The following is a 24,500-nucleotide window of genomic DNA, read 5'->3' as shown; positions in this document are numbered from 1 at the left end:
GGCATGTCCGCAGCCGGTGCCAGCGAGACGGTCGAACGCGCCGGCGGTGCCGTGCGCGAAGCCGCCGACAAGGGCGTGGAAGGGCTTCAGTCGGCCCTCGACTACACCCTGCTGCACTTCTCGGGTTTCGACATCACCGTTGGCGGGGTGCTGGCCGGCATTGTCGCGCTGCTGGTCGCCATCGTGGTGTCCGCGCTGTTGCGACGCGCACTGACCCGCTATGGCGAACGCCAGCCCACGGCGAGCCGCGCATCGCTGTACACCCTCTCGCGTGTCGTCCATTACGTACTGATCGCGGTCGGCCTGCTGGTCGCGCTGGAACTGGTCGGCATCCCGATGGCGAAGTTCACCCTGTTCGCCGGCGCGCTGGGCGTGGGCCTGGGCTTCGGCCTGCAGGCGATCTTCAACAACTTCGTCTCCGGGCTGATCCTGCTGTTCGACCGTTCGCTCAAGGTCGGCGATTTCGTCGAACTCGAGTCGGGGGTGCATGGCGAGGTCCATGCCATCCAGATCCGGGCGACGCGCATCGTCACCAACGACAACATCGACATCCTGGTGCCGAACTCGGAGTTCGTCAGCGGGCGTGTCGTCAACTGGACCTATCGCGACGTGTCCCGCCGGATCCGCGTGCCGTTCGGGGTCGCCTACGGCACCGACAAGGAGCTGGTGAAGAAAGCGGCACTCGAGGCTGCGGCGGAGGTGCCGTTCACGCTGGAGATGGACGGACCCCGCAAGCCGCAGGTGTGGTTGATGGAATTCGGCGACAGCAGCCTGAACTTCGCTTTGGTGCCATGGCTGACCGCCGAGGCCACCAAGCGTCCGTCCGCGGTCAAGGCCGCCTATCTGTGGGCGCTCGAGTCGGCGCTGGCGCGTCACGGTATCGAAATCCCGTTCCCGCAACGGGACCTGCACCTGCGCAGTGCCTTCGGCGTACGGGACGAGACCGCCCTGGCTGCCTTCAGGCGCAACGAAGCCGGCTGCGAGGCGGTGGATGAGGACACCCCGCAGCTGGAGCACGACGAGCGCGCGGCGCTTGCATCCAACGACGCCACGCTGGACGTTCAACAGGGGGGCGGTGCCGATGCGCCCGAACCTGTCGAGCGCGAAACGGATACAGAAAACGACGACGCGCGCGAACGCTGACACGCGCGCCTGACTGGAGAGCCCCCGCAATGGCAAACGAGATCGAAGTAAAGGTTCCCGACATCGGCGACTACGACGGTGTCCCCGTCATCGAGTTGCTGGTGGCGGTGGGTGACACCGTAAGCGCCGACCAGGGGCTGGTCACGCTTGAGTCCGACAAGGCGACGATGGAAGTGCCCTCGCCCTCCGCAGGCGTGGTCAAAGAGCTGAAGATCAAGGTGGGCGACGAGGTCTCCGAAGGCGATGTCATCGCCATCCTCGAGGCCGAAGGGGGTCGTGACGCCGCAGCGCCTGCGTCGGCGTCCAGTGGCGCCTCCGCGCCCGCGCCTGCCGCGGCCCCAGCCCCCGCGCCCGCCCCGGCGGCTTCGGCAACGTCGCCGGCGCCGACGGCGGCCGGCGCCAGTGGCCGCAAGGCCGACATCGAATGCCGCATCGTCGTGCTCGGCTCCGGCCCCGGTGGCTACACCGCCGCATTCCGCGCCGCCGACCTCGACCTCGATACCGTGCTGGTCGAGCGCTACCCGAGCCTGGGCGGCGTCTGCCTCAACGTGGGTTGCATCCCCTCGAAGGCATTGCTGCACGCCGCCGCGCTGATCGAGGAAACCGCGCACTCGGCCGAGATCGGCATCAGCTTCGGCAAGCCGAAGATCGACATCGACACGCTGCGGACGTTCAAGCAGGAGAAGGTCGTCGACCGGCTCACCGGCGGCCTGGCCGGCATGGCCAAGCAGCGCAAGGTGCGGGTGGTGCAGGGCGTCGGCCGGTTCCTGTCGCCGAATGAAATGGAGATCGCCGGTGCCGATGGCGCGACGCAGGTGCTGCGCTTCGAGCAGTGCATCATCGCCGCGGGCTCGCAGGCGGTGAAGCTGCCGAACTTCCCGTGGGACGACCCGCGCGTGATGGACTCGACCGACGCGCTGGAACTCGCCGACGTGCCGAAGTCGCTGCTGGTCGTGGGCGGCGGCATCATCGGCCTGGAGATGGCCACGGTCTACCGCGCGCTGGGCGCCGAAGTCACCGTGGTCGAGTTCATGGACCAGCTCATGCCGGGGGCCGACAAGGACCTGGTCAAGCCGCTCGCGGACCGGCTGAAGAGGCAGGGCGTCAGCGTCCACCTGAAGACGAAGGCCGCGAAGGTCGAGGCCGGCAAGAAGGGCATCACCGTGCACTTCGAGAGCGCCGACGAAGGCCAGAAGCCGGCGCTCGAATCCGGTACCTGGGACCGCGTGCTGGTGGCGGTCGGCCGCGCGCCGAACGGCGGCAAGCTCGATGCCGACAAGGCCGGCGTGCAGGTGACCGAGCGCGGCTTCATCCCGGTCGACCGGCAGATGCGCACCAACGTGCCGCACATCTTCGCCATCGGCGACCTGGTCGGCCAGCCGATGCTCGCGCACAAGGCCACGCACGAGGGCAAGCTCGCTGCAGAAGTCGCCGCGGGCGAGAAGAAGGAATGGGTCGCGCGGGTGATCCCGTCGGTCGCCTACACCGATCCGGAGATCGCCTGGGTGGGCGTCACCGAGACCGAAGCCAAGGCGAAGGGGCTGAAAGTCGGCGTCGGCAAGTTCCCGTGGGCGGCCAGCGGTCGCGCCATCGGCATCGGCCGTACCGAAGGCACGACCAAGCTCATCTTCGACGAGGCGACCCATCGCATCATCGGTGCCGGCATCGTCGGCGTGCATGCCGGTGACCTGATCTCCGAACTGGCGCTGGCGATCGAGATGGGTTGCGAGGCGGGCGACATCGGCCACACCGTGCACCCGCACCCGACGCTGGGCGAGAGCGTGGCGATGGCCGCCGAGGTCTACGAGGGCACCATCACCGACCTGTACATCCCGAAGCGGAAGAAGTAAGCCCACGAAGAAGCCCCGGCATGGCCGGGGCTTCCAGGGGTCCCGCGCCAAGACGAGGAGAGGGCGGCACCGCAAGCTGGGACCCGCCGGCCACGGAAAGGTTCCGCACGCGTGGTGCCGTGGATGCCGGAGGCCTTCTTCAGCCGGCGAGGAGGCCGTCCCGTGCCGCCGTCCGCAGCCGGCGCCGGCGCTCGATGCGCGACCAGACCTTTTCGTGGAAGTGGAACGCCACCGTATTGCAGGCAGGCTCCACCAGCGCCATCGCGCCGCCGACCCAGATACTGCCGGTCATCAGGTAACCCACGGCGAATGCCACGCTGAAATGCACGGCCGCGAAGCTGAAGGTCTTCGTCATGTCGCCCGCCCTCAAATAGTAATGATTCTCATTATGAGGCGATGACGGGTGAAATCCCATCGATTCTTCCGCGTGTTCACATAGGCCGCGTCAATCGCCGCGAGGCGCATCACTCCTTACGGCCGGGACTTGTCCCGGTTGCCCGTGGGGACATTGCAGCCTATACTCTCGCGGCTCACCCGGGCGGTTTTGTCCATCGTGATCGAGTCCCGCGTGTACGATCCCCTGAAAGCAGGCCAACGCCTGGCGCGCAGAACGCTCGCCTGGCAGGCAGGAGCGGCAGCGATACTGGCGCTGCTCTTCCTGCTCCAGGGGGTTGCGCACGCCACATCGGCACTGCTGGGCGGGGTGGCCGTGCTCCTGGGCGGCATCGTCTCCGCGCGACTGATGGTCGGCGGTGGCGTGCAGCCCGCGGCTTCGGTCCTGGTGCGCTGGTTCATCGGCGCGCTGGCCAAGTGGGTCGTCGTCGGCGCGGTGCTGTTGTCGGGCCTGGTGGTCTGGCGCCTGCCGCCGCTGCCGCTGCTGCTTGGGCTGGTCCTCGGCCTTGGCGTGCAGATGTACGCCATGACCCGGCGTTGAATCAAATTCCCCAACTTTCAGGATCCAGGACACATGGCGGGCGAGGCTGAACTGACACCCACCGGCTACATCCAGCACCACCTGCAGAACCTCACGGCTTCGGTGGGCGAAGGCACGTTCTGGACCCTGCACGTGGACACCCTGGTCACCGCGGTCCTGATGGGGCTGGTGATCGTGTTCGCGTTCTGGGCGGCGACCCGCAAGGCGACCCCGGGCGTGCCGGGCAAGTGGCAGGCCTTCGTCGAGATCTGCCTGGAATTCGTCGACAAGCAGGCGCGCGACACCTACCACGGTCCGAGCAAGCTGGTGACGCCCATCGCGATCACCCTGTTCTTCTGGATCCTGATGATGAACCTGCTGAAGATGATCCCGGCAGACTTCATCGCCAAGCCGCTCGAACTGATGGGCGTGCATTACTGGAAGCCGGTCCCGACCGCCGACGTCAACGCGACCCTCGGCATGTCGATCAGCGTGTTCTTCCTGATGCTGTTCTTCGCGATCCGCGCGAAGGGCTTCGGCGGCTTCACCAAGGAATTCCTGACCGCCCCGTTCGGCAAGTGGATGATGCCGTTCAACCTGATCCTCAACATCGTCGAGTGGCTGAGCAAGCCGATCTCGCTGGCGATGCGACTGTTCGGCAACATGTTCGGCGGCGAGATCGTGTTCCTGCTGATCTGGGTGCTCGGCGGCGCCGGCATCATCGGGGCGCTGGCCGGCGGCGCGTTCGGCCTCGGCTGGATGCTGTTCCACCTGCTGGTGATCCCGCTGCAGGCCTTCATCTTCATGATGCTGTCGATCGTGTACCTGAGCCTGTCGGAAGACGCGCACTGACCGCGGTCCCCCATTCGAAACACCGCTTCACCCTTCCATCCTTTGCAACACCACTTACGTTCGGAGAAAACCATGGAAATTCTTGCCCACCTCGCCCAGGTCCAGTCGTCCACCGCGCTGGCCGTCGGCATCATGATCGGCCTGGCCGCCCTGGGTGCCGGTCTCGGCCTGGCGATCATGGCCGGCAAGTTCCTTGAGTCGGCCGCGCGCCAGCCGGAGCTGATCCCGGTCCTGCAGGTCCGCATGTTCATCACCGCCGGCCTGATCGACGCCGCGTTCATCATCAGCGTCGCCGTCGGCCTGCTGCTGGCCTTCGCCAACCCGATGGCGTCCGCGCTGCTGACCGAAGCCGCGAAGTACGCCGGCTGAGCAAGCGATCGCGCGTCGTGGCGGGTGGCCCTGGCCGCCCGTCACGCGGATGAAGGGCCGGCGCGCTTCCGGCCGCCCGCCCGTCACCCCCTGGCAGAGCCTTACGTATGAACATCAACCTGACCCTGTTTGCCCAGGCGCTGGCCTTCGCGGGCCTGATCTGGATCATTGCGACCAAGATCTGGCCGCCGCTGCTCAGCGCCATCGAGGAGCGCCAGAAGAAGATCGCCGAAGGCCTTGCCGCCGCGGACATGAGCCAGCAGACGCTGGCCCAGGCCCAGGAGAAGGTCGACGCCGAACTGCGCGACGCCCGCACCAAGGCCAACGAGATCATCGAGCAGGCGCACCAGCGTGCCAACCAGATCATCGACCAGGCCCGTGACGAGGCCCTGACCGAGGCCGCGCGCCAGAAGACGCTGGCCGACGAACAGATTCTCGCCGCGACCAACCGTGCCCGCGAGGAGCTGCGCAAGCAGGTCTCCGTGCTGGCCGTCAGCGGTGCCGAGAAGCTGATCCGCCGCGAGATCGATGCCAGCGCCCACAAGGCGCTGCTCGACGAACTCGCCGCCGAGATCTGAGGCCGGAGCGCGCGATGACCCAGGCCCTGACCCTCGCCCGTCCCTACGCCCGCGCGGCGTTCTCGCTGGCCCGCGAGGCCGGCGACAGCGCTGGTTGGTCGCAGGCGCTGGCGTTCGCCGCCCGCGTCGCCGCGGACCCCCAGGCGCATGCGCTGCTCGGCCACCCGCAACTGGGCGAGGCCGAAGCCGTCGCCCTGCTGGCACCCGAGGGTGCCGGTGACACGTTCAAGCGCTTCCTTGCCCTGCTGGTCGACAACCATCGCGCGGCCCTGCTGCCCGAGATCGCCGGCCTGTACGAAGAGCTGCGCGCCGACGCCGACCGCGTGGTCAAGGCGCGGGTCACCGCCGCCGCCGAGCTCCCGGCCGCCGAACTCGAATCGATCAAGGCCGCGCTGGCGCGCCGCTTCGGTCGCGAGGTCGAGATCAGCACCGCGGTCGACGAGAGCCTGTTGGGCGGTGCGGTGATCGACGCCGGCGACGTGGTCATCGATGGCTCGCTGAAGGGCAAACTCGCGCGCCTGCAGACGCAGCTCGCCCAGTAACCGAATTCAAATGCACACCCGGCCCTGGCCGGATCAAGGGAAGCACCCATGGCAACCACCCAGCTCAACCCGTCCGAAATCAGCGAACTGATCAAGACCCGCATCGACCAGGTCAAGCTGACCGCCGAGGCGCGCAACGAAGGCACCGTCACCTCGGTGTCCGACGGCATCGTGCGCATCTACGGTCTGGCCGACGTCATGCAGGGCGAGATGATCGAACTGCCCGGCAACACCTTTGCCCTGGCGCTGAACCTGGAGCGCGACTCGGTCGGCGCCGTGGTCCTGGGTGACTACGAGCACCTGCGCGAAGGCGACGTGGCCAAGACCACCGGCCGCATCCTCGAAGTGCCGGTCGGCCGCGAGCTGCTCGGCCGCGTCGTGAACGCGCTGGGCGAGCCGATCGACGGCAAGGGCCCGATCGCCGCCAGCCTGACCGCGCCGGTCGAGCGCGTGGCGCCGGGCGTGATCTGGCGCAAGTCGGTCGACCAGCCGGTGCAGACCGGTTACAAGTCGGTCGACTCGATGATCCCGATCGGCCGTGGCCAGCGCGAGCTGGTGATCGGCGACCGCCAGACCGGCAAGACCGCACTGGCGATCGACGCGATCATCAACCAGAAGGGTACCGGCATCAAGTGCATCTACGTCGCGATCGGCCAGAAGGCCAGCTCGGTCGCGAACGTGGTGCGCAAGCTCGAAGAGAACGGCGCGCTGGACCACACCATCGTGGTCGCCGCGACCGCCTCCGAGTCGGCCGCCATGCAGTACATCTCGGCCTACGCCGGCTGCACCATGGGCGAGTTCTTCATGGACCGCGGCGAAGACGCGCTGATCGTGTACGACGACCTGTCCAAGCAGGCCGTGGCCTACCGCCAGATCTCGCTGCTGCTGAAGCGCCCGCCGGGCCGTGAAGCCTACCCGGGCGACGTGTTCTACCTGCACAGCCGCCTGCTCGAGCGCGCCGCGCGCGTCTCGGCCGACTACGTCGAGAAGTTCACCAACGGCGAGATCAAGGGCCAGACCGGTTCGCTGACCGCGCTGCCGATCATCGAGACGCAGGCTGGTGACGTCTCGGCGTTCGTGCCGACCAACGTGATCTCGATCACCGACGGCCAGATCTTCCTCGAGACCGACCTGTTCAATGCCGGCATCCGCCCGGCCGTGAACGCCGGCATCTCGGTGTCGCGCGTCGGCGGCGCGGCCCAGACCAAGATCGTCAAGAAGCTGTCGGGCGGCATCCGTATCTCGCTCGCCCAGTACCGTGAGCTGGCGGCGTTCGCGCAGTTCGCCTCGGACCTGGACGAAGCCACCCGCAAGCAGCTCGAGCGCGGCCAGCGCGTCACCGAGTTGATGAAGCAGCGCCAGTACGCGCCGATGTCGATCGCCATGCAGGCGCTGTCGATCTACGCCGTGAACGAGGGCTACCTGGACGACGTGCCGGTCAACAAGATCGGTGCCTTCGAGGACGGCCTGCACGCGCACTTCACCAACACCCGCGGCGACCTGGTCGGCCAGGTGAACTCGACCGGCAACTGGAACGACGAGATCGAAGGCCAGTTCAAGGCCGGCATCGAAGAGTTCAAGAAGACCGGCACCTGGTAAGGCCCGAAGGCGGGCCGGCCCGTGAGGGCTGGGCCCGTCCCACCGTTGCAAGAACGACCGAAGCGAGCAGCAGATGGCAGGCGGACGCGAAATCAAAACCAAGATCAAGAGCGTGCAGAACACCCGCAAGGTGACGCGCGCGCTCGAGATGGTCTCGGCTTCCAAGATCAGGAAGGCGCAGGATCGCATGCGCGCCTCGCGTCCGTACGCGCGCGTGATGAAACAGGTCATCGGCCACCTGGCCCAGGCGAACAGCGACTACCAGCATCCGTTCCTGCAGGACCGCAACGAGATCAAGCGCGTCGGCTACATCATCGTGTCCTCGGACCGTGGCCTGGCCGGTGGCCTGAACAACAACATGTTCCGCAAGCTGCTCGGCGAATTCCGCGAGTGGCAGGAGAAGGGCGTCGAGATCGACGTGGTGACCATCGGCCAGAAGGCCTCGGTCTACTTCCGCCGCCTGAAGGTCAACATGGTCGGTTCGGTCACCCACCTGGGCGACGAGCCGAAGCTGGAGCAACTGCTGGGCGTCATCAAGGTGATGCTCGACGGTTACAGCGACGGCCAGCTCGACCGCGTGTTCGTCTGCTACAACGATTTCGTCAACACGATGGTGCAGCGCGCCACCTTCGACCAGCTGCTGCCGCTGCCGAAGTCCGAGGAGTCGGTCGCGAAGCACGACTGGGACTACATCTACGAGCCCAGCGCGCAGGACGTGCTCGACACGATCCTGACCCGCTACGTCGAGTCGCTGGTGTACCAGGCGGTGCTCGAGAACGTCGCGTCCGAGCATGCCGCGCGCATGGTCGCGATGAAGGCGGCATCGGACAACGCCAGCAAGCTGATCGACACCCTGCAGCTGGTCTACAACAAGGCCCGCCAGGCGGCGATCACCCAGGAAATCTCGGAAATCGTCGGCGGCGCCGCCGCGGTCTGAGCCCCACCCAATCCCCGCGGGCGCAGGTCGCGACCGCACGCAAGCTTGAAGTTACGAGGAAACCACCATGAGTCAGGGCAAGATCGTTCAGATCATCGGCGCCGTCGTCGACGTCGAGTTCCCGCGCACCGAAGTGCCGAAGGTGTACGACGCGCTGAAGGTCGAGAACACCGCGATCACGCTGGAAGTCCAGCAGCAGCTCGGTGACGGCGTCGTCCGCACGATCGCCCTGGGTTCCACCGACGGCCTGAAGCGCAACCTGGTCGCGACCAACACCGGCAAGGCCATCGCGGTGCCGGTCGGCGCCGGCACGCTGGGCCGCATCATGGACGTGCTGGGCAACCCGATCGACGAGGCCGGCCCGGTCGACGCCAGCGACGCGTGGGAAATCCACCGCAGCGCGCCGAGCTTCGACGAGCAGGCCTCGGCCACCGAGCTGCTGGAAACCGGCATCAAGGTCATCGACCTGATGTGCCCCTTCGCGAAGGGCGGCAAGGTCGGCCTGTTCGGCGGCGCCGGCGTCGGCAAGACCGTCAACATGATGGAGCTGATCAACAACATCGCGAAGGCGCACTCGGGCCTGTCGGTGTTCGCCGGCGTGGGTGAGCGTACCCGCGAGGGCAACGACTTCTACCACGAGATGATCGAGTCGGGCGTGGTCAACGTCGACAGCCCGAAGGACTCGAAGGTCGCGATGGTCTACGGCCAGATGAACGAGCCGCCGGGCAACCGCCTGCGCGTCGCGCTGACCGGCCTGACCATGGCCGAGTACTTCCGCGACGAGAAGGACGCCAGCGGCAAGGGCAAGGACGTGCTGCTGTTCGTCGACAACATCTATCGCTATACCCTGGCCGGTACCGAGGTGTCCGCGCTGCTCGGCCGCATGCCGTCGGCGGTGGGCTACCAGCCGACCTTGGCCGAGGAAATGGGCGTCCTGCAGGAGCGCATCACCTCGACGAAGACCGGTTCGATCACCTCGATCCAGGCCGTCTACGTCCCCGCGGACGACCTGACCGACCCGTCGCCGGCGACCACCTTCGCCCACCTGGACTCGACCGTGACCCTGTCGCGCTCGATCGCGTCGCTGGGTATCTACCCGGCGGTGGACCCGCTGGACTCGACCAGCCGCCAGATGGACCCGAACGTCATCGGCCACGAGCACTACGACACCGCCCAGCGCGTCCAGCAGACCCTGCAGAAGTACAAGGAGCTGAAGGACATCATCGCGATCCTGGGCATGGACGAGCTGTCGGAAGAGGACAAGCAGGCCGTGTCGCGCGCGCGCAAGATCGAGCGCTTCTTCAGCCAGCCGTTCCACGTCGCCGAAGTCTTCACCGGCGCGCCGGGCAAGTACGTGTCGCTGAAGGACACCATCCGCGGCTTCAAGGGCATCGTCGACGGCGAATACGACCACCTGCCGGAGCAGGCGTTCTACATGGTCGGCACCATCGACGAGGCCGTCGAGAAGGCCAAGAAGATCACCGGCTGATCGCCGGGCGACCCTTCCCGAACGACCGGCCCGGCCGCATGACGCCGGGCCAATGAATCCAGGACACGAGCCATGGCATCCACGATCCGTTGCGACATCGTCAGCGCCGAGCATGAGATCTTCCACGGCGACGCCGAGCTGGTCGTCGCCACCGGCGAGATGGGCGAGCTGGGCATCGCGCCGAAGCACGCACCGCTGATCACCCGCCTGAAGCCGGGCAAGGTCGTCGTCACCCTGCCGGGTGGCGAGCAGCTGGACTTCGCGATTTCCGGCGGCATCCTCGAGGTGCAGCCGCAGGTCGTGACCGTGCTGGCCGACACCGCCGTGCGCGCCGAGGACATCGACGAAGCGGCCGTGCGTGCCGCCAAGGACGAGGCCGAGCGCATCCTGGCCGGTCGCGGCGAGCAGATGGAGATCGCCGAGGCGCAGATGAAGCTGGCCGAGGCGATGGCCCAGCTGCAGGCACTGGAGCGCCTGCGCAAGAACATGAAGCACTGAGGCGCAACGCCCTGCATCCGATCGAACGCCGGCCCCGTGCCGGCGTTTTTCGTTCCCGGCTAGCGGCGGTAGACCCAGTGGCGCGACACCACGAAGCCGACCAGGCCCAGCGCGAGTTCGACCGCGGGCTTGGCCATCCACGCCCACCGCAGGCCCAGGTGATCGTCGATCGCGCCCATCGCCAGGGTGCTGACCAGTGTCGTGCAGGTCCACATGACGAGGAACCGGGCGAGCGGTCGTCGGCCGACATACGTGTCATCGCCGGCGAACGTGATGCGCCCATTGAGCCAGAAGCCCAGCATCGCGCCGGAGATGCGCCCGCAGACGTTGGCCACCTCCACCGAAAGGCCGCCGTGGCTCAGTGCGACCATCACCGCCCAGTCGAGCAGCCACTGCAGCAGGCCGATCGCGAGGTAGTGGCGGCTCTGGCGGACGAGGGTCATTGCGGCGCGTCCGTCGCCGGCAAGCGCCACCACTCGGCGTCGCCGTCCAGCGGTGCCCGCTCGGCGCCCATGGACGCAAGCGCGGCGCGCAGGGCCTGATCGCCGTTCTCTGTATCGAGCACTACCTCCCGGATGCCGTGCCGCCGCAACACCGCCTGCCAGTGCATGCCGCTGGCATCCCGGTTCGCGTCGTCGGCAATCGCCATCCATGCGGGCGAGTACCATGCCGGACTATGGCCCTGTCCGGCGTATTCCGCATGGGCGGGGCGTGTCATCAGCAGGACCTCGCCGGCATGTCCTTCCGAGCGCCACTGCCGCGCCACCGAGCGTTCGGGCGCGTAACGGGCGAACAAGGGTGCATCACGGCCCGCGGCCGCAAGCATCCGCTTGGGCGCGCCCACGTGCAGCAGCCAGTTCGAGTTGGCGACATACGCCAGGTTGAGCCCACAGACCGCAACCAGCACGCACGCGAGCAGGCGTGGCGCCAGCGCGGGCTGGAGGACGGCGACAAGCACCGGGAGCAGCAGCACCATGCCCGGGTGCATGTAGCGCACGTAGTCGATGCCCAGAAGGGGCAACAGCAGGACCAGGCTGGCCGCGATGGCCAGCCCGCGGGTCCGCGCCTGGACGAGCGCGAGCAGCCACGCGCCGCCCAGGGCCACCAGCACGAAACCGGCGCCACCGTCCCAGCCTTCGAGATAGGCCGAAGTGTCGAAGGTGATCCGCCAGGGCAATGCAAGCCCGCCGCCGGCGTGCCAGCGCGGATCGTCGAAGGGTGCCGTCTGGAACCAGGGGGACTGGAACACATGGTTGAACAGGGGCAGCACCGGATTGCCGGTGTGCCACCACGACTGCAGGTAACTCGGTGCGGCCACCACCAGCGCGAGCCCGATGGCGCCTGCCATCGGCACCACGGCCAGTGGCTGGCCACGGCGCCGCCACCCGGCCCAGGCAAGGACGGGGAGAATGGCCAGCCCGTGCAGGGGCTTCAGTGCGAACAGCAGGCCGACCAGCAGGCCGACCCCCCAGGCGCGTCCGCGGATCGGGCCGGGTTCGAGCAGCCAGGCGACCAGTCCCACCGTCACCGCGGTCGCCGCGGTCTCGGTCTGCATGCCTCCGAGCAGCCCGGCGGTCAGCGGCAGGCTCGCGAACAGGGCGAGCACGCCCCACCGTGCCCGGCCCTCGAGTCCGAGGTGCGCTCCGATGCGCCACAGCCCGGCCGCGGTGGCCAGCAGCCACGCGGCATTGACGGCCCCGCGCGCCTCCTGCCCGGTCAGCAGCTGGGCGATGCCGTGCAGGACGTCGCTCGCCCATGGGGCCAGCGACCAGACCTGGTCCCGCACGTCCATCGCGTAGCGGCCGTTGACCGTGAGCTGCCACGGCAGGCCCAGGTGGTAGGCGAGGTCGTCGGCCTGCAGGGTCGGTGGCCAACAGGCCGACGATGCAAGCCCGAGCAGCGCCACCGTCCATGCGGCGGCGCGCGGCGCCGTACCGACGGCCTCGTGCCATTCGGTCCGGGCCATCTGGGCCAGGGTGCGAAGTGCGCGCCAGCGCCAGGCCGCGAGCCCGACCAGGAGCGGTCCCCAGGTCCATGGGTGGTGGATGGGCCAGGCCAGGGACACGCCTGCAAGCGTCGCCAGCATGGCCAGGCCGCAGAGCAGCGCCGGCAGCGGTCGTCCCGCGCCCGGGAGCAGGCTGCCGAGCGCGCATGCCCCGGCGCACAGCACGCCCGCGCCGAGCAGGCCCGCGACGCCGCCAAGCCACGCCAGGAGCACGCCCCAGGCCAGCGCCATCGCATCCGCCCATCGCCAGTCGCGCAGGCGCACCAGCGGCCACGCCAGCAGGGCGACGAGGCCCATCAGCAACAGCGATTCGCCGAACCGACCCACCGGGAGCACGGCCCACGTCCGCTCGAACAGGAGGCCGGCCGCGCACGCGAGCAGGCCCGCGACGACCAGCGCCGGGGCCAGTCTCTCCAAAGGCGAAGGGCGGGGTACGACGGGCGCGCCGGGGGACGCGTCGGGAGCTCGGGGCATCGCCGGAGCATAGCAGGGCGCCCCCGGCTAGAATGCGGGCCAGTCCGAAACACGTCGAACACGGAGTCCCGATGAGCGCCCCCTTGCACGTCGTCATCCTCGCCGCGGGCGAGGGCAAGCGCATGAAGTCCGCCACGCCCAAGGTCCTGCAGAAGATCGCCGGCAAGCCGATGCTGGGGCATGTGATCGACACCGCGCGGGCGCTCTCGCCTGCCGGCATCCACGTGGTGTACGGCCACGGGGGCGAACAGGTACGCGATGCCTTCGAAGGCCAGGCCGATCTGTCCTGGGCCGAGCAGGCCGAGCGGCTCGGCACCGGCCATGCCGTGCAGCAGGCGATGCCCGGCGTGCCGACCGATGCACGCGTGCTCATCCTCTATGGCGATGTCCCGCTGATCCGAGCGGAGACGCTGCGGCACCTGCTCGCCGCGCCGGGCCGGCTGGCGGTCCTGGTGGCCGACCTGGATGACCCCACCGGCTATGGCCGCATCGTCCGCGATGCCGAGGGCAACGTCGCGCGCATCGTCGAACACAAGGACGCCGACGACGAAGAGCGCGAGATCCGCACCGTCAACACCGGCATCCTGGTCGCCGACGGCGAGCCCCTGCGGCGCTGGCTCGACCACCTTGGCAACGACAACACGCAGGGCGAGTATTACCTGACCGATGTGTTCACCGCCGCGGCGGACGAGTACAACGCCGCGGAGATCGTCCACGTCGAACAGCCGGTCGAAGTGGAGGGCGCGAACGACCCCTGGCAGCTGTCCCAGCTCGAGCGCGCGTTCCAGCTACGCGCGGCGCGCGCGCTGTGCGTGGACGGTGCGCGGCTGGCCGATCCGGCGCGCTGCGACATCCGCGGCGAGGTGGTGGTCGGCCACGACGTCGAGATCGACGTCGACGTGGTGTTCGAAGGCCGCGTCGAACTGGGCGATGGGGTCCGGGTCGGGCCGTTCTGCCGCCTGAAGGACGTGCGCCTGGCCGCGGGGAGCGTGGTCCACGCCCATTGCGACCTCGAGGGCGCGGTCGCGGAGGGCGCGGTGGCCATCGGCCCCTATGCGCGCCTGCGCCCGGGCACGGTGCTCGCCGACGGCGCGCGCATCGGCAATTTCGTCGAGACCAAGAACACGGTGCTCGGGGTCGGCAGCAAGGCCAACCACCTGACCTACCTCGGCGACAGCACGGTGGGCGCGGGCGTCAACATCGGCGCAGGCACCATCACCTGCAACTACGACGGCGTGAACAAGTCGAAGACCGTCATCGGCGACGGCGCTTTCATAGGCTCCAACAGTTCGCTGGTGGCACCGGTGGAAATCGGTGCAGACGCTACCGTGGCGGCGGGATCGGTGGTCACGCGCACCGCGCCGGCGGGCCAGCTGACCGTGGCGCGTGCGCGCCAGAGCACCATCGACGGCTGGCAGCGGCCGGTGAAGAAGTAAGTCCTGGCAGGTCCCGGGGCCTCAGCCCGGCAGGACCATGCTCACGCACAAGCCGCCGCCCTCGCGATTGAGCAGGGCGATCCGCCCGCCGTGCGCTTCGGCGATCTCGCGGGCAAGCGCCAGGCCCAGCCCGGTGCCGTTCCGCTTGGTCGAGTAGAACGGCAGCAGGGCATTGGCCAGCACCGCCTCGTTCATGCCGGTGCCACGGTCGAGCACGTCGATGCGCCAGGCATCCGGCAGGCGCCGCAGTGACAGGGTCACCGCGTCGGCCGGCGATCCGGACTCGTGCGCGTTCTTCAGCAGATTGATCAGGCACTGTTCGACCTGGGCCGTGTCGAAGCGTGCCGTCGTACCGATCTGGACCCCGTCGGCCCTGAACTCGACCTGCTCGCGCAACTGCGCCACGAAGCGGGTCCACTCGATCGGCTGCAGGCGCGGCGCCGGCAGCTTGGCGAAGCGCGCGTAGTCGCGGATGAAGCCCTCCAGGTGGCGCGCGCGGTCCTCGATGGTCGACAGCGCGGTCGGCAGGCGTTCGTGCTGGCCGCGACGCAGCAGCTCCGCACTGGAGTGCGCCAGCGAGGCGATCGGCGCCAGCGAGTTGTTCAACTCGTGGCTGATCACGCGGATCACCTTCTTCCAGGTCTGCACTTCCTGCCGGCGCAGTTCGGCGGTCAACAGCCGCAGCATGACCAGCTCGTGCAGGCGTCCGTTGAGGCGGAACCGCCGCCGCGACAGGTGGTAGATGTCCTCGTTGCCGTCGTCGCTGCCACTCTCGTCGCCGACGGTGAACATCCCGTCACCGCCACGGTCCAGCGCCTCGCGCATGGCGTCCGGCGCCTGCGCAACGATGTCGGCGAACGCCTGGCCTTCCAGGCGATGCCCGTGGCCGAGCATCTTCCGTGCCGCCAGGTTGCCGTGGACGATGTGGTCCGACGGGTCGACCAGCAACATCGCCACCGGCGTGTTCTGCACCATGGTGTCGAGCAGCAGCTCGCGCTGGACCAGGGCCTGGCGCTGCTCGCGCAGGGCCTCGCCGAGCCGGTTGTGCGCATCGACCAGTCGCCCGAGCTCGCCCTTGCCTTTCCAGTTGAGGCCGAACGCGTAGTCGCCGTCACGGTAGCTGGCGACCGTGCCGGCCAGCGCGCGGAACAGCGAGTGCATCGGTGCGAACGCACGGCGCACGTGGTACGCGAGCAGCGGGAGCAACAGGCCGCAGGCCAGCAGCACCGACATCCAGCGATGCGGCAGGAAGGTGTCCAGCCAGGCCGCAAGCGCCGCGGCCACCATCATGTAGGCCAAAGCGATGGCGGTGTAGACGACGCTCAGCGGCAGTCGGCGCCAGTCCAGCATGTCAGTCGCGGGTGATGCCCAGCCGGTCGAGGCGACGGTACAGGGCCTGTCGCGAGAGGCCGAGTTCGTTCGCGGCCTGCGCCATCACGCCGTTGTGGCGGGCCAGTGCGGCCTCGATCGCGTCGCGGTCCGGTTCGTCGGTGGCACCGGGGGGTGTCGCGGGCGCGACCAGCCCGAGGTCCGACGCCACGATCACCTCGCCGCGCGAGAGCAGGGCGCCCCGCTGCAGGGTATTGCGCAGCTCGCGCACGTTGCCCGGCCAGGGGTGCGCGAGCAGCGCCCGCTCGGCGTCGGGCGCCAGCGACTTGCCCGCGGGCAGGAAGTGGCGCGCCAGCGGCAGGATGTCGTCGCTCCGCTCCGCCAGCGGCGGCACCTTCACTTCGATGCCGTTGAGCCGGTAATAGAGGTCCTCGCGGAACTCGCCGCTGCGGATCATCGCGGGCAGGTCGGCATTGGTCGCGCTGACCACCCGCACCTTGACGCTGCGCTCGCGGTTGCTGCCGAGCCGTTCGAAACGGCCGGTCTCGAGCACGCGCAGCAGCTTGACCTGGCCGGCCGGCGGCAGGGTGCCGATCTCGTCGAGGAACAGCGTGCCGCCATCGGCCGCCTCGAACTTGCCCTCGCGCGCACGGCTGGCTCCGGTGTACGCGCCTGCGTCCGCACCGAACAGTTCGGCCTCGATCAGTTCGCCCGGGATCGCGCCGCAATTGAGCGCGACGAAAGGCCCGTCGCGCACCGGCGAGTTGGCATGCACGATCTCGGCGAACTTCTCCTTGCCGGCGCCATTCGGGCCGGTGACCAGCACCGGCAGGTCCGAGCGCGCGACCTGGCAGGCGAGCGACAGCGCCGCGTCGCTGGCCGGGTCCGCGTGCACGATGCCGCGCAGGTCGAAGCCGGCCAGCACGTCGCGCCGGCGCTTCTCGCTGTGGCGGTGGCGGGCCAGCTCGCGGCGGGTCTCCGACAGTTCCAGCAGGTTGTTGACCGTGGCCATCAGCTTCAGGTCGTCCCAGGGCTTGCCCAGGTAGTCCGCGGCGCCGGCACGCACCAGTTCGACCGCCGATTCCAGGTGCGTCCACGCGGTGAGCAGCACCACCGGCAGGTCGGGGTGGCGTTCGCGGATCGCATGGAACAGCGCCACCCCTTCGTCACCGGAGGTGGTGTCGGCGTGGAAGTTCATGTCCTGCACCACGAGGTCGATGTCGCCCGCGGCCAGCTGCACGAGTCCGGCTTCCGGGGACTCGGCGGTCCGCGTATCGATGTCGTGGAGCGAGAACAGCGTGTCCAGCGCCGTGGCGACGGCCGGGTTGTCGTCGATGACGAGGATCGTGGGCATGGCGGCTCGTGGTGGCGGTTGAACCGGCGCAGGCGGGTCGGCCTGCGCCGGGGACGATCATACGCTGCGGGTCGCCACCGCCGGCGGCACCGATGCGGCGCGCCGGGCGGGGCCGTACACGGCGACCTGCCCGAGCAGCCATAGCGCCACCGCGCCGACGGGCAGGTACAGCGCCGGCAGGCGTGCGAGCTCGTAGTGGCTCATCAGCAGCTGGTTGATGCCGTAGGCACCCATCATGCCGATCACGATGCCGAACGTCGCCAACAGGAAGTTCTCGGTCTGGAAGTAGCGCAGCACCTGGCCGCGCGTTGCGCCCAGCGCTCGTCGAACGCCGATCTGCTTGGTGCGCTGCTGCACCCAGAAGCTCGCCAGCCCCACGATGCCCAGCGCGGTCACCACCAGCAGGGCCACGCACACCGAGACCAGCAGCCACACCATCGAACGGTCGGCGCGGTAGTAGTTCGCCTTGATCTCGTCGAAGGTCGTGTCCATCGTCAGCACCCGGCGCGGGTTGACCGCTTCCATCTTCGCCTTGGCGGCCTCGATCACGTCGGTCCGGCGCTCGGGACTGGTGCGGATGACCGTATTGCCGAAGGGGAAGCGGATCGGCAGGACCATCGTCATGTAGTGCGCCGCCGGGCCGCCTTCATCGTTCGGCCGGATCAGCGGCTCGATGATGCCGACGATGCGGCTCGGCTCCTCGCTCCAGGAGTACACCGACTTGCCGAGTGCGTCGCCGTCGGGGAACAGCGCGTCGGCGAGGTCGCGGGTGATGACGATGGCGGGGATGGCGAGCTCGGCGCCCGGCTCCTGCAGCGCCTCGTAATCGACGTACTCGTCGGAATTGAAGTAACGCCCCTGCTCCAGGCCGACGCCGAGGGTATCGAGCAGGCCTTCGTCGCCGAGGTACACCGTCGCGTTCGCGGTGGAATCCTGCTGGTCCGGCGACAGCTGGATGCCCGAGTTCCACGAGCTGTTGCTGAAGGGGATCTGGTTGACGCGCGTCACCGCCTCGACGCCGGGAATCGCGCGCAGGGCCGCCAGGTCCTCGCGCGCGCTGGCCTGTGCGTTGTCGTCGCGGCCGATGCCGCTGTAGCGGAGCACGACGAGTTCGTTCTCGGCCAGTCCGCTGGGGCGGTCCATGCGCGACACGCGCTGGTTGATCAGGAACACCGCATTGCAGATGATCGCGCAGCTCAGGGCGATCTCCAGCACGATCAGGGCGGCCGCGGTCTTGTGGCGGCGCAGGGTGGAGAGAATCGGCATGATGTCCATGGCGGGCCTCACTGGCTCTTGAGCTGGATGGCGGGGGTGACCTGGCAGGCGCGCCAGGCGGGCAGCAGGCCGGCGGCGACGCTCGCCGCGATCGCCAGCGCGAAGGTCGTCAGCAGCATCACCGGGTCGAGCTGGGCCAGCGGCGCGTAGTCCACCGGCTGCTGGCGCACGGCCCACAGGCCGAGCAGGGCCAGGCCGAGGCCGAGCACGCCACCGGCCAGGCCGACCACGCCGGCCTCGACCAGGCACTGCGCGAAGATCGCCCTGCGCGACGCGCCCAGCGCCCGGCGCACGCCGATCTCGCTGGAACGGCGCAGGAACTTCGCCAACAGCAGGCCGACCGTGTTGAGCAGGCAGACCGCGAGGAAGCCGAACGCCAGCCAGACCTGCAGGCGCACGTCCGCCGGCACGATGCCGTTGTGGTCCAGCCAGTCCATCACGTTGCGCAGGCGCACGTTGGTCGGACGCTCGAAACGGCCCCCCTCGCGCTGCTGGTCCGAGTAGTTGGACAGGTACTGGCGGTACTCGCCGGCGCGGTCCGGGTCCATCTCCACCCAGTACTGCAGCCACGCGCAGGACGCGTTGACGCCGACCTGGCCCTCCGGGTCGGGGTCCTGGTCCTCGAGCGCGCTTGGCGTCGACCAGCAGTTCATGTTGCCGTTGCGGCCGAACTTCAGGTCGATCGCGGTCCAGAACGGCACGTACAGCTGCTCGTCGTCGTTGAACCGGCCCTGGGTGACGTCGTAGAAGCGCGGCTGCATCTTCCACGGTGCGAGCACGCCGACCACGGTGAAGTCATTGCCGTCCAGGCGCACGCTGCGGCCGACGCTGTCCTCGCCGTCGAACAGCTTCTCGTTGAGCGCGCTGTCGAGCACCACCACCCGCGCCCGTGCCTCGTCGTCGGCGCTGCTCCAGCCGTTGCCGTAGGCGAAGGGCACGTTGAACATCGGGAAGAAGTCCGCGGTGGTCATGCGGCCGTCCTGCTGCATGGGGTCGAGGCCGGGCTTCGAAGGTTCGATCACCGTGCCCATGCCGCTCATGAAGGCCTGGCGGTCGCCCTTGCCATCGCGCAGCAGGTGCTCGGCGTCGAAGCGCGTCATCTGCTGCTGCGGCTCCTCGCCCGGCTGGTAGCCGCCGATCGATTCGGCGTCCATCTGCACGTAGAAGAGCCGGTCGCTCTTCTCCGGGATCGGATCGCCGGACAGCACGTGGAACACCGTCAGCGTGGTCATGCTGGCGCCGATGCCGAGCGCGATGGCAAGCACCATCAGCGCGGTCAGCACCTTGTTGCGCCTGAAGCTGCGCAGGGCGAGGTCGAGGTAGTAGGCGAACATGGCAGTGCCCTCAGGCGTTGCTGGCGGCTTCGTCGCGGGCCGCGCGGGCGACCCGCGCCAGGCTCGGCTCGACCGACACGTCGGTGGCCATGCCGTCGACGATGTGCACGTTGCGCTGCGCGCGGGCGGCCAGCTCGGGGTCGTGGGTCACCATCACGATGGTGGTGCCGGCGGCGTTGATCTCCTCCAGCAGCTCCATCACCCCGCGCGCCATCTGCGAGTCGAGGTTGCCGGTGGGTTCGTCGGCGAGCAGCAGGCGCGGGCTGCCGGCCAGCGCCCGGGCGATCGCCGCGCGTTGCTGCTGGCCGCCCGACAGTTCGGCCGGGTAGTGCTTCATGCGCGAGCCCAGGCCGACGTCGGCCAGCGCCTTCTCGATGCGCTCGCGGCGCTCGGCGGCGGGCATGCCGCGGTAGCGCAGCGGCACGTCGGCGTTGTCGAACAGGTTGAGGTCCGGGATCAGGTTGAAGCTCTGGAAGATGAAGCCGATCTTCCGGTTTCGCAGCTTGCTGCGGGCGTCATCGGACAGGTGGCTGACGTCCTCGCCGTCGAGCAGGTAGGTGCCGCCGGTGAAGGTCTCCAGCAGGCCGGCGATGTTGAGGAAGGTGGTCTTGCCGGAGCCCGACGGCCCGGTGACCGCGACGAACTCGCCGTCCTTCACGTGCAGGTCCAGCGAACGCAGGGCGTGGGTTTCGACGAGTTCGGTGCGGTAGACCTTGGTGACGGCTTGCATGTGCAACATGGCGGGCTCCAACGGATTCAAGGGGCGGTGCGCCGGGGCGCGAGGCGGTGTCGGGGGAGGGGCATCGCGCCCCGGCGGCTCAACGGATGCGGAATCGCTCGGGCAGGGTGCTGGCGGTCGCGTAGCCGGCGCGCGCGTGGCGCCGGAACGAGACCGCCCGGTTGGCGGCGGGCTGCACCAGGTCGGCGAGGCTGCAGACCTCGCCCAGGGTGTCGACCAGGCGCAGGCGGGTGGGCATGGCGGCGGCGAGCTGGTCGGCGTCCCAGTGGAGGCCGAACGGGAACGCCGCGTGGGCATCGATGCGGGGGATCATGGCGTTACTCTCCAGAGATGCGGATCTGTTCGGCGTCGCCGAACTGGTCGGTTCCGGAGACCACGACGCGGTCGCCGGGCTGCAGGCCTTCGAGGATCTCGACGGCGCTGAGGCTGCTCACGCCCAGGCGGACCGGGCGGCGGACGGCGGTGCTGCCGTCCATGACATAGGCGGTGCGGCCACCGCCCTGGTCGACGAAGGGGCCGCGCTCGACCTGCAGCACGTCCTCGCGGGTGTCCAGGGTGATGCGCGCGGACAGGCGCTGGTTCTGGCGCAGGCCGGCCGGTTGTTCGTCGCTGAAGCGGATGCGCGCGGTGACCTCGCCGTTGACGACTTCCGGCGACACCGCCGCCACCTCGGCCGGCAGGGGCTGGCCGCTGCCGCTGGTGACCTGCGCCGGCATGCCGATCGCGAGGTCGCGGGCGAAGCTCTCCGGCACGCGGATCTCGACCTCGAAGCGGGTCAGGTCGACCACGCTGAGGATGGGCGCGTCGTCGGCGACGTTGGCGCGCTGCGCGACCTGCACCTGGCCGACCTGGCCGTCGAAGGGCGCGCGCAGGGTCAGCAGGTCGACCTGGCGCTGCACCTCGTCGACCACGGCCTGCTGGCGGTCGGCCAGCAGCCGCTTGTTGCGGGTGTCGAGGCCGGCGCCCTGGCCCTGCAGCTGGTATTCGCGCTCGGCCTGGGCCAGGCCCAGCTCGGCCTTCTTCAGCTCGTCCTGCGCACGGGCGACGTCGACCTGGGCGACCGCACCGCCTTCGAAGGCGCGCTGGTTGCGCTCCAGGTCGCGCAGCGCCGCGGTGCGGTCGATCCCGGCCTGGTCGAGGTTGCGCCGCGCCTGCGAGCGGGCGATGCGGGCGTCCAGACCGGCGCGGCTGGCCTCGGCTTCGAGGCTCGCCAGGGTCGCCTGCTCCTGCGCCAGTTGGCTGCGCAACTCGGGACTGTCGATCTCGGCCAGCGCCTGGCCTTCCTCCACCGCGTCGCCCGCGACCACCGCCAGCGTGACCGTACCGCCGGCGACGGCGTACAGGGTCGGGCTGTTGGCGGCGATCACCCGGCCGTCGGCGCGGATGTCGCGGACCAGGTCGCCGCGGGTTACCTCGGCGATGCGCACCCGGGCACCGTCCACCGAGCGGCCCCCGGTGCTCCAGCCCACCACCAGCCAGGCCGCCAATACCAGCACGGCGGCGCCCACGCCGATGGCGATCAGCCTGGGGCGGCGCTGGCGGGTGGGGGAGGCGCTGACCTGGCGGTCCTGGCCGGAGGTGTCGCGGATGCTCATGCGGGCGGGGTCTCGGAGAACGGGAAGCTGCCCCTCATCACGCATGAAGCGTGCCAACCATCAAGTGGCTGATTTTCCAATGGTTCTGCGTTCTGTCGTGGGTGTCCGCAACGTCCGGGCCGTGTCCGCCGGACGCTGTCCGGTCCGGTGTGCCGGGCTACACTTACCCCCTTGGTGTCGAGGAGTTGAACTGCATGTGTGGAATCGTCGGGGCGATCGCCGATCGCGACGTGGTACCGGTCCTCGTCGAGGGCCTGAAGCGGCTGGAGTACCGGGGCTATGACTCCGCCGGCATCGCCGTGTTCGATGGCAGCGACGTGCGCCGCGTGCGCCGCACCGGCCGCGTGGCCGAGATGGAGGCGGCGGCCAGCGCCGAGGGCCTGAGCGCCGGCATCGGCATCGGCCACACGCGCTGGGCCACCCATGGCGGCGTCACCGAGGCCAACGCCCATCCGCACGTGAGCTTCAACGAGCTCGCTGTGGTCCACAACGGCATCATCGAGAACCACGACGCCCAGCGCGAGCGCCTGACCGCCGCCGGTTACGTGTTCGAATCGCAGACCGACACCGAGGTCATCGCCCACCTGGTCCACCACCACCAGGCGCAGGGCGCCGACCTGCTGCAGGCGGTGCAGCGCGCCGCGAGCGAGCTCGAAGGGGCCTACGCCATCGCGGTCGTCAGCAAGCACGAGCCCGAACGCCTGATCGCCGCGCGCATGGGTTGCCCGCTGCTGGTGGGCCTGGGCCAGGGCGAGAACTTCGTCGCCAGTGACGTGTCCGCGATCATCCAGGCCACCCGCGAGGTGATGTTCCTCGAGGAAGGCGACACCGCTGAAGTCCGCCGCGACGGCGTGCGCGTGTTCGACGGTGAGGGCCGCGAGATCGAGCGCGAGGTGCACGTCTCGGACGTGTCGCTGGCGTCGCTGGAGCTGGGCCCGTACCGCCACTTCATGCAGAAGGAGATCCACGAGCAGCCGCGCGCGATCGCCGACACCATCGAGGCGGTGATCGACGAAGGCGGCTTCTCGCCGGCGCTGTTCGGCGCCGATGCCGCCGAGGTGCTGGACGGCATCGAGGGCGTGCAGATCCTCGCCTGCGGCACCAGCTACTACGCGGGTCTCACGGCGCGCTACTGGATCGAAGCGATCGCCGGCCTGCCGTGCTCGGTCGAGATTGCCAGCGAGTACCGGTATCGCGCCGCGGTGGCCAACCCGAAGCACCTCGTCGTCACCATCTCGCAGTCGGGTGAAACCCTCGACACGATGGAGGCGCTGAAGTACGCGAAGTCGCTCGGCCACGACAGGACCCTTTCCATCTGTAACGTGCCCGAGAGCGCGATCCCGCGTGCGAGCCGGCTGGTCTACTACACCCGGGCCGGTGCCGAGATCGGCGTCGCCTCGACCAAGGCCTTCACCACCCAGCTGGTTGCGCTGTTCACCCTCACCGCGACCCTCGCCCGGCTGCGCGGCCGCTTGACCGCGGAAGACGAAGCGGGCCACCTCGACGCGCTGCGGCAACTGCCCGGCAGCGTCCAACACGCCCTCAACCTGGAACCGCAGATCGTGGGCTGGTCGGAGCGTTTCGCGCCGAAACAGCACGCGCTGTTCCTCGGCCGTGGCGTGCACTATCCGATCGCGATGGAAGGCGCGCTCAAGCTCAAGGAGATCTCCTACATCCATGCCGAGGCCTACCCGGCCGGCGAGCTGAAGCACGGCCCGCTCGCGCTGGTCGACGCCGAGATGCCGGTGGTGGTGATCGCGCCGAAGGACAGCCTGCTGGAGAAGGTGAAGTCCAACATCCAGGAAGTCCGCGCCCGCGGCGGCGAGATGTTCGTGTTCGCCGACCTCGACAGCCACTTCGGCGAGTCCGAGCAGGTGCACGTGATCCGCACCCCGCGCCACGTCGGCGTGCTGTCGCCGATCGTGCACGCGATCCCGGTGCAGCTGCTGGCCTACCACGCCGCCCTGGCCCGCGGCACCGACGTCGACAAGCCGCGCAACCTGGCCAAGTCGGTCACCGTGGAATAAGCGCGGGGTAGGGGCCGGCACCCGTCGTCCGGCCATCCGCCGAACGAGGCCCGTTCGCTGGATGGCCGGTCGCGCCAGCGCGCCAGCGCGTGCGTGGCACCCCGCCCCGCCGTTACCGCAACACCACCGCGCACGTTGCGGTAACGATACTTACCGGCGGGT

Annotated in this window: 23 protein-coding genes; 13 read left to right on the top strand and 10 right to left on the bottom strand. The window is 69.1% G+C overall.

Annotated elements, in window-relative coordinates; translation table 11 throughout:
- Positions 1–3 precede the first annotated feature (3 nt).
- Positions 4–1,143 carry a mechanosensitive ion channel family protein gene (locus tag H4F99_RS01050; protein WP_182667857.1) on the top strand — a complete coding sequence of 380 codons (1,140 nt, stop codon included), beginning with the start codon at positions 4–6 and terminating at the stop codon, positions 1,141–1,143.
- Between the two features lie 29 nt (positions 1,144–1,172).
- Positions 1,173–2,993 (top strand): dihydrolipoyl dehydrogenase, encoded by a 1,821-nt coding sequence (lpdA, locus tag H4F99_RS01045; protein WP_182667856.1) that lies wholly within the window; start codon positions 1,173–1,175, stop codon positions 2,991–2,993.
- Positions 2,994–3,132: 139 nt separating this feature from the next.
- Here lpdA and H4F99_RS01040 read toward each other — a convergent pair whose 3' ends face one another.
- Positions 3,133–3,348, bottom strand: a complete 216-nt coding sequence (locus tag H4F99_RS01040; protein ID WP_182667855.1) for a DUF2061 domain-containing protein — start codon at positions 3,346–3,348, stop codon at positions 3,133–3,135.
- 198 nt (positions 3,349–3,546) lie between these two features.
- Here H4F99_RS01040 and H4F99_RS01035 point away from each other — a divergent pair, with 198 nt between their 5' ends.
- From H4F99_RS01035 to H4F99_RS00995, 9 genes are all read left to right on the top strand, one after another.
- On the top strand, positions 3,547–3,927 hold the full coding sequence (locus H4F99_RS01035) for a hypothetical protein (protein WP_343064114.1): 381 nt from the start codon (positions 3,547–3,549) through the stop codon (positions 3,925–3,927).
- Positions 3,928–3,960: 33 nt separating this feature from the next.
- Positions 3,961–4,758, top strand: coding sequence for a F0F1 ATP synthase subunit A (gene atpB / locus H4F99_RS01030; protein ID WP_182667854.1), 798 nt, complete (start codon positions 3,961–3,963; stop codon positions 4,756–4,758).
- Between the two features lie 72 nt (positions 4,759–4,830).
- Positions 4,831–5,127, top strand: a complete 297-nt coding sequence (gene atpE / locus H4F99_RS01025; RefSeq protein WP_182667853.1) for a F0F1 ATP synthase subunit C — start codon at positions 4,831–4,833, stop codon at positions 5,125–5,127.
- A gap of 107 nt (positions 5,128–5,234) precedes the next feature.
- Entirely contained in the window at positions 5,235–5,705 is a 471-nt protein-coding gene (locus H4F99_RS01020) for a F0F1 ATP synthase subunit B (protein WP_182667852.1), read from the top strand.
- A 14-nt stretch (positions 5,706–5,719) separates the two neighbouring features.
- Entirely contained in the window at positions 5,720–6,247 is a 528-nt protein-coding gene (locus H4F99_RS01015; protein ID WP_182667851.1) for a F0F1 ATP synthase subunit delta, read from the top strand.
- Positions 6,248–6,295: 48 nt separating this feature from the next.
- Positions 6,296–7,846 carry a F0F1 ATP synthase subunit alpha gene (gene atpA, locus H4F99_RS01010; RefSeq protein WP_182667850.1) on the top strand — a complete coding sequence of 517 codons (1,551 nt, stop codon included), beginning with the start codon at positions 6,296–6,298 and terminating at the stop codon, positions 7,844–7,846.
- 73 nt (positions 7,847–7,919) lie between these two features.
- Positions 7,920–8,783 (top strand): F0F1 ATP synthase subunit gamma, encoded by an 864-nt coding sequence (gene atpG / locus H4F99_RS01005; protein ID WP_182667849.1) that lies wholly within the window; start codon positions 7,920–7,922, stop codon positions 8,781–8,783.
- Positions 8,784–8,850: 67 nt separating this feature from the next.
- Positions 8,851–10,272, top strand: a complete 1,422-nt coding sequence (gene atpD, locus H4F99_RS01000; RefSeq protein ID WP_182667848.1) for a F0F1 ATP synthase subunit beta — start codon at positions 8,851–8,853, stop codon at positions 10,270–10,272.
- A gap of 72 nt (positions 10,273–10,344) precedes the next feature.
- Entirely contained in the window at positions 10,345–10,770 is a 426-nt protein-coding gene (locus H4F99_RS00995; RefSeq protein ID WP_182667847.1) for a F0F1 ATP synthase subunit epsilon, read from the top strand.
- A gap of 59 nt (positions 10,771–10,829) precedes the next feature.
- Here the strand turns inward: H4F99_RS00995 and H4F99_RS00990 are convergent, their stop codons facing one another.
- Both H4F99_RS00990 and H4F99_RS00985 read right to left on the bottom strand, forming a co-directional pair.
- Positions 10,830–11,213, bottom strand: coding sequence for a GtrA family protein (locus H4F99_RS00990; protein ID WP_182667846.1), 384 nt, complete (start codon positions 11,211–11,213; stop codon positions 10,830–10,832).
- A complete protein-coding gene (locus tag H4F99_RS00985; protein ID WP_182667845.1) occupies positions 11,210–13,192 on the bottom strand; it encodes a hypothetical protein in 1,983 nt (660 codons plus the stop codon). Before H4F99_RS00985 ends, H4F99_RS00990 begins: the two co-directional genes overlap by 4 nt.
- Before the next feature lie 128 nt (positions 13,193–13,320).
- Here H4F99_RS00985 and glmU point away from each other — a divergent pair, with 128 nt between their 5' ends.
- Positions 13,321–14,685: a bifunctional UDP-N-acetylglucosamine diphosphorylase/glucosamine-1-phosphate N-acetyltransferase GlmU gene (gene glmU / locus H4F99_RS00980; RefSeq protein ID WP_182667844.1), complete on the top strand. Its 1,365-nt coding sequence runs from the start codon at positions 13,321–13,323 to the stop codon at positions 14,683–14,685.
- A gap of 21 nt (positions 14,686–14,706) precedes the next feature.
- Here glmU and H4F99_RS00975 read toward each other — a convergent pair whose 3' ends face one another.
- The 7 genes from H4F99_RS00975 to H4F99_RS00945 form a co-directional block, all read right to left on the bottom strand.
- Complete coding sequence (locus tag H4F99_RS00975) at positions 14,707–16,035, bottom strand: sensor histidine kinase (RefSeq protein ID WP_182667843.1); 1,329 nt, start codon at positions 16,033–16,035, stop codon at positions 14,707–14,709.
- Between the two features lies 1 nt (position 16,036).
- Positions 16,037–17,368, bottom strand: coding sequence for a sigma-54-dependent transcriptional regulator (locus H4F99_RS00970; protein WP_182667842.1), 1,332 nt, complete (start codon positions 17,366–17,368; stop codon positions 16,037–16,039).
- A 57-nt stretch (positions 17,369–17,425) separates the two neighbouring features.
- Entirely contained in the window at positions 17,426–18,643 is a 1,218-nt protein-coding gene (locus H4F99_RS00965; RefSeq protein ID WP_182667841.1) for an ABC transporter permease, read from the bottom strand.
- An 8-nt stretch (positions 18,644–18,651) separates the two neighbouring features.
- Positions 18,652–19,977 carry an ABC transporter permease gene (locus H4F99_RS00960; protein ID WP_182667840.1) on the bottom strand — a complete coding sequence of 442 codons (1,326 nt, stop codon included), beginning with the start codon at positions 19,975–19,977 and terminating at the stop codon, positions 18,652–18,654.
- A gap of 10 nt (positions 19,978–19,987) precedes the next feature.
- A complete protein-coding gene (locus tag H4F99_RS00955) occupies positions 19,988–20,716 on the bottom strand; it encodes an ABC transporter ATP-binding protein (protein WP_182667839.1) in 729 nt (242 codons plus the stop codon).
- 79 nt (positions 20,717–20,795) lie between these two features.
- Positions 20,796–21,029, bottom strand: a complete 234-nt coding sequence (locus tag H4F99_RS00950; protein ID WP_182667838.1) for a hypothetical protein — start codon at positions 21,027–21,029, stop codon at positions 20,796–20,798.
- A 4-nt stretch (positions 21,030–21,033) separates the two neighbouring features.
- Complete coding sequence (locus H4F99_RS00945) at positions 21,034–22,311, bottom strand: efflux RND transporter periplasmic adaptor subunit (protein WP_182667837.1); 1,278 nt, start codon at positions 22,309–22,311, stop codon at positions 21,034–21,036.
- Positions 22,312–22,505: 194 nt separating this feature from the next.
- Here H4F99_RS00945 and glmS point away from each other — a divergent pair, with 194 nt between their 5' ends.
- A complete protein-coding gene (gene glmS, locus H4F99_RS00940) occupies positions 22,506–24,338 on the top strand; it encodes a glutamine--fructose-6-phosphate transaminase (isomerizing) (protein ID WP_182667836.1) in 1,833 nt (610 codons plus the stop codon).
- Positions 24,339–24,500: the final 162 nt, after the last annotated feature.

The sequence above is a fragment of the Marilutibacter penaei genome, from assembly GCF_014145395.1.
Classification (GTDB): Bacteria; Pseudomonadota; Gammaproteobacteria; order Xanthomonadales; family Xanthomonadaceae; genus Marilutibacter; species Marilutibacter penaei.
This window is presented reverse-complemented; position numbering and strand designations above follow the sequence as displayed.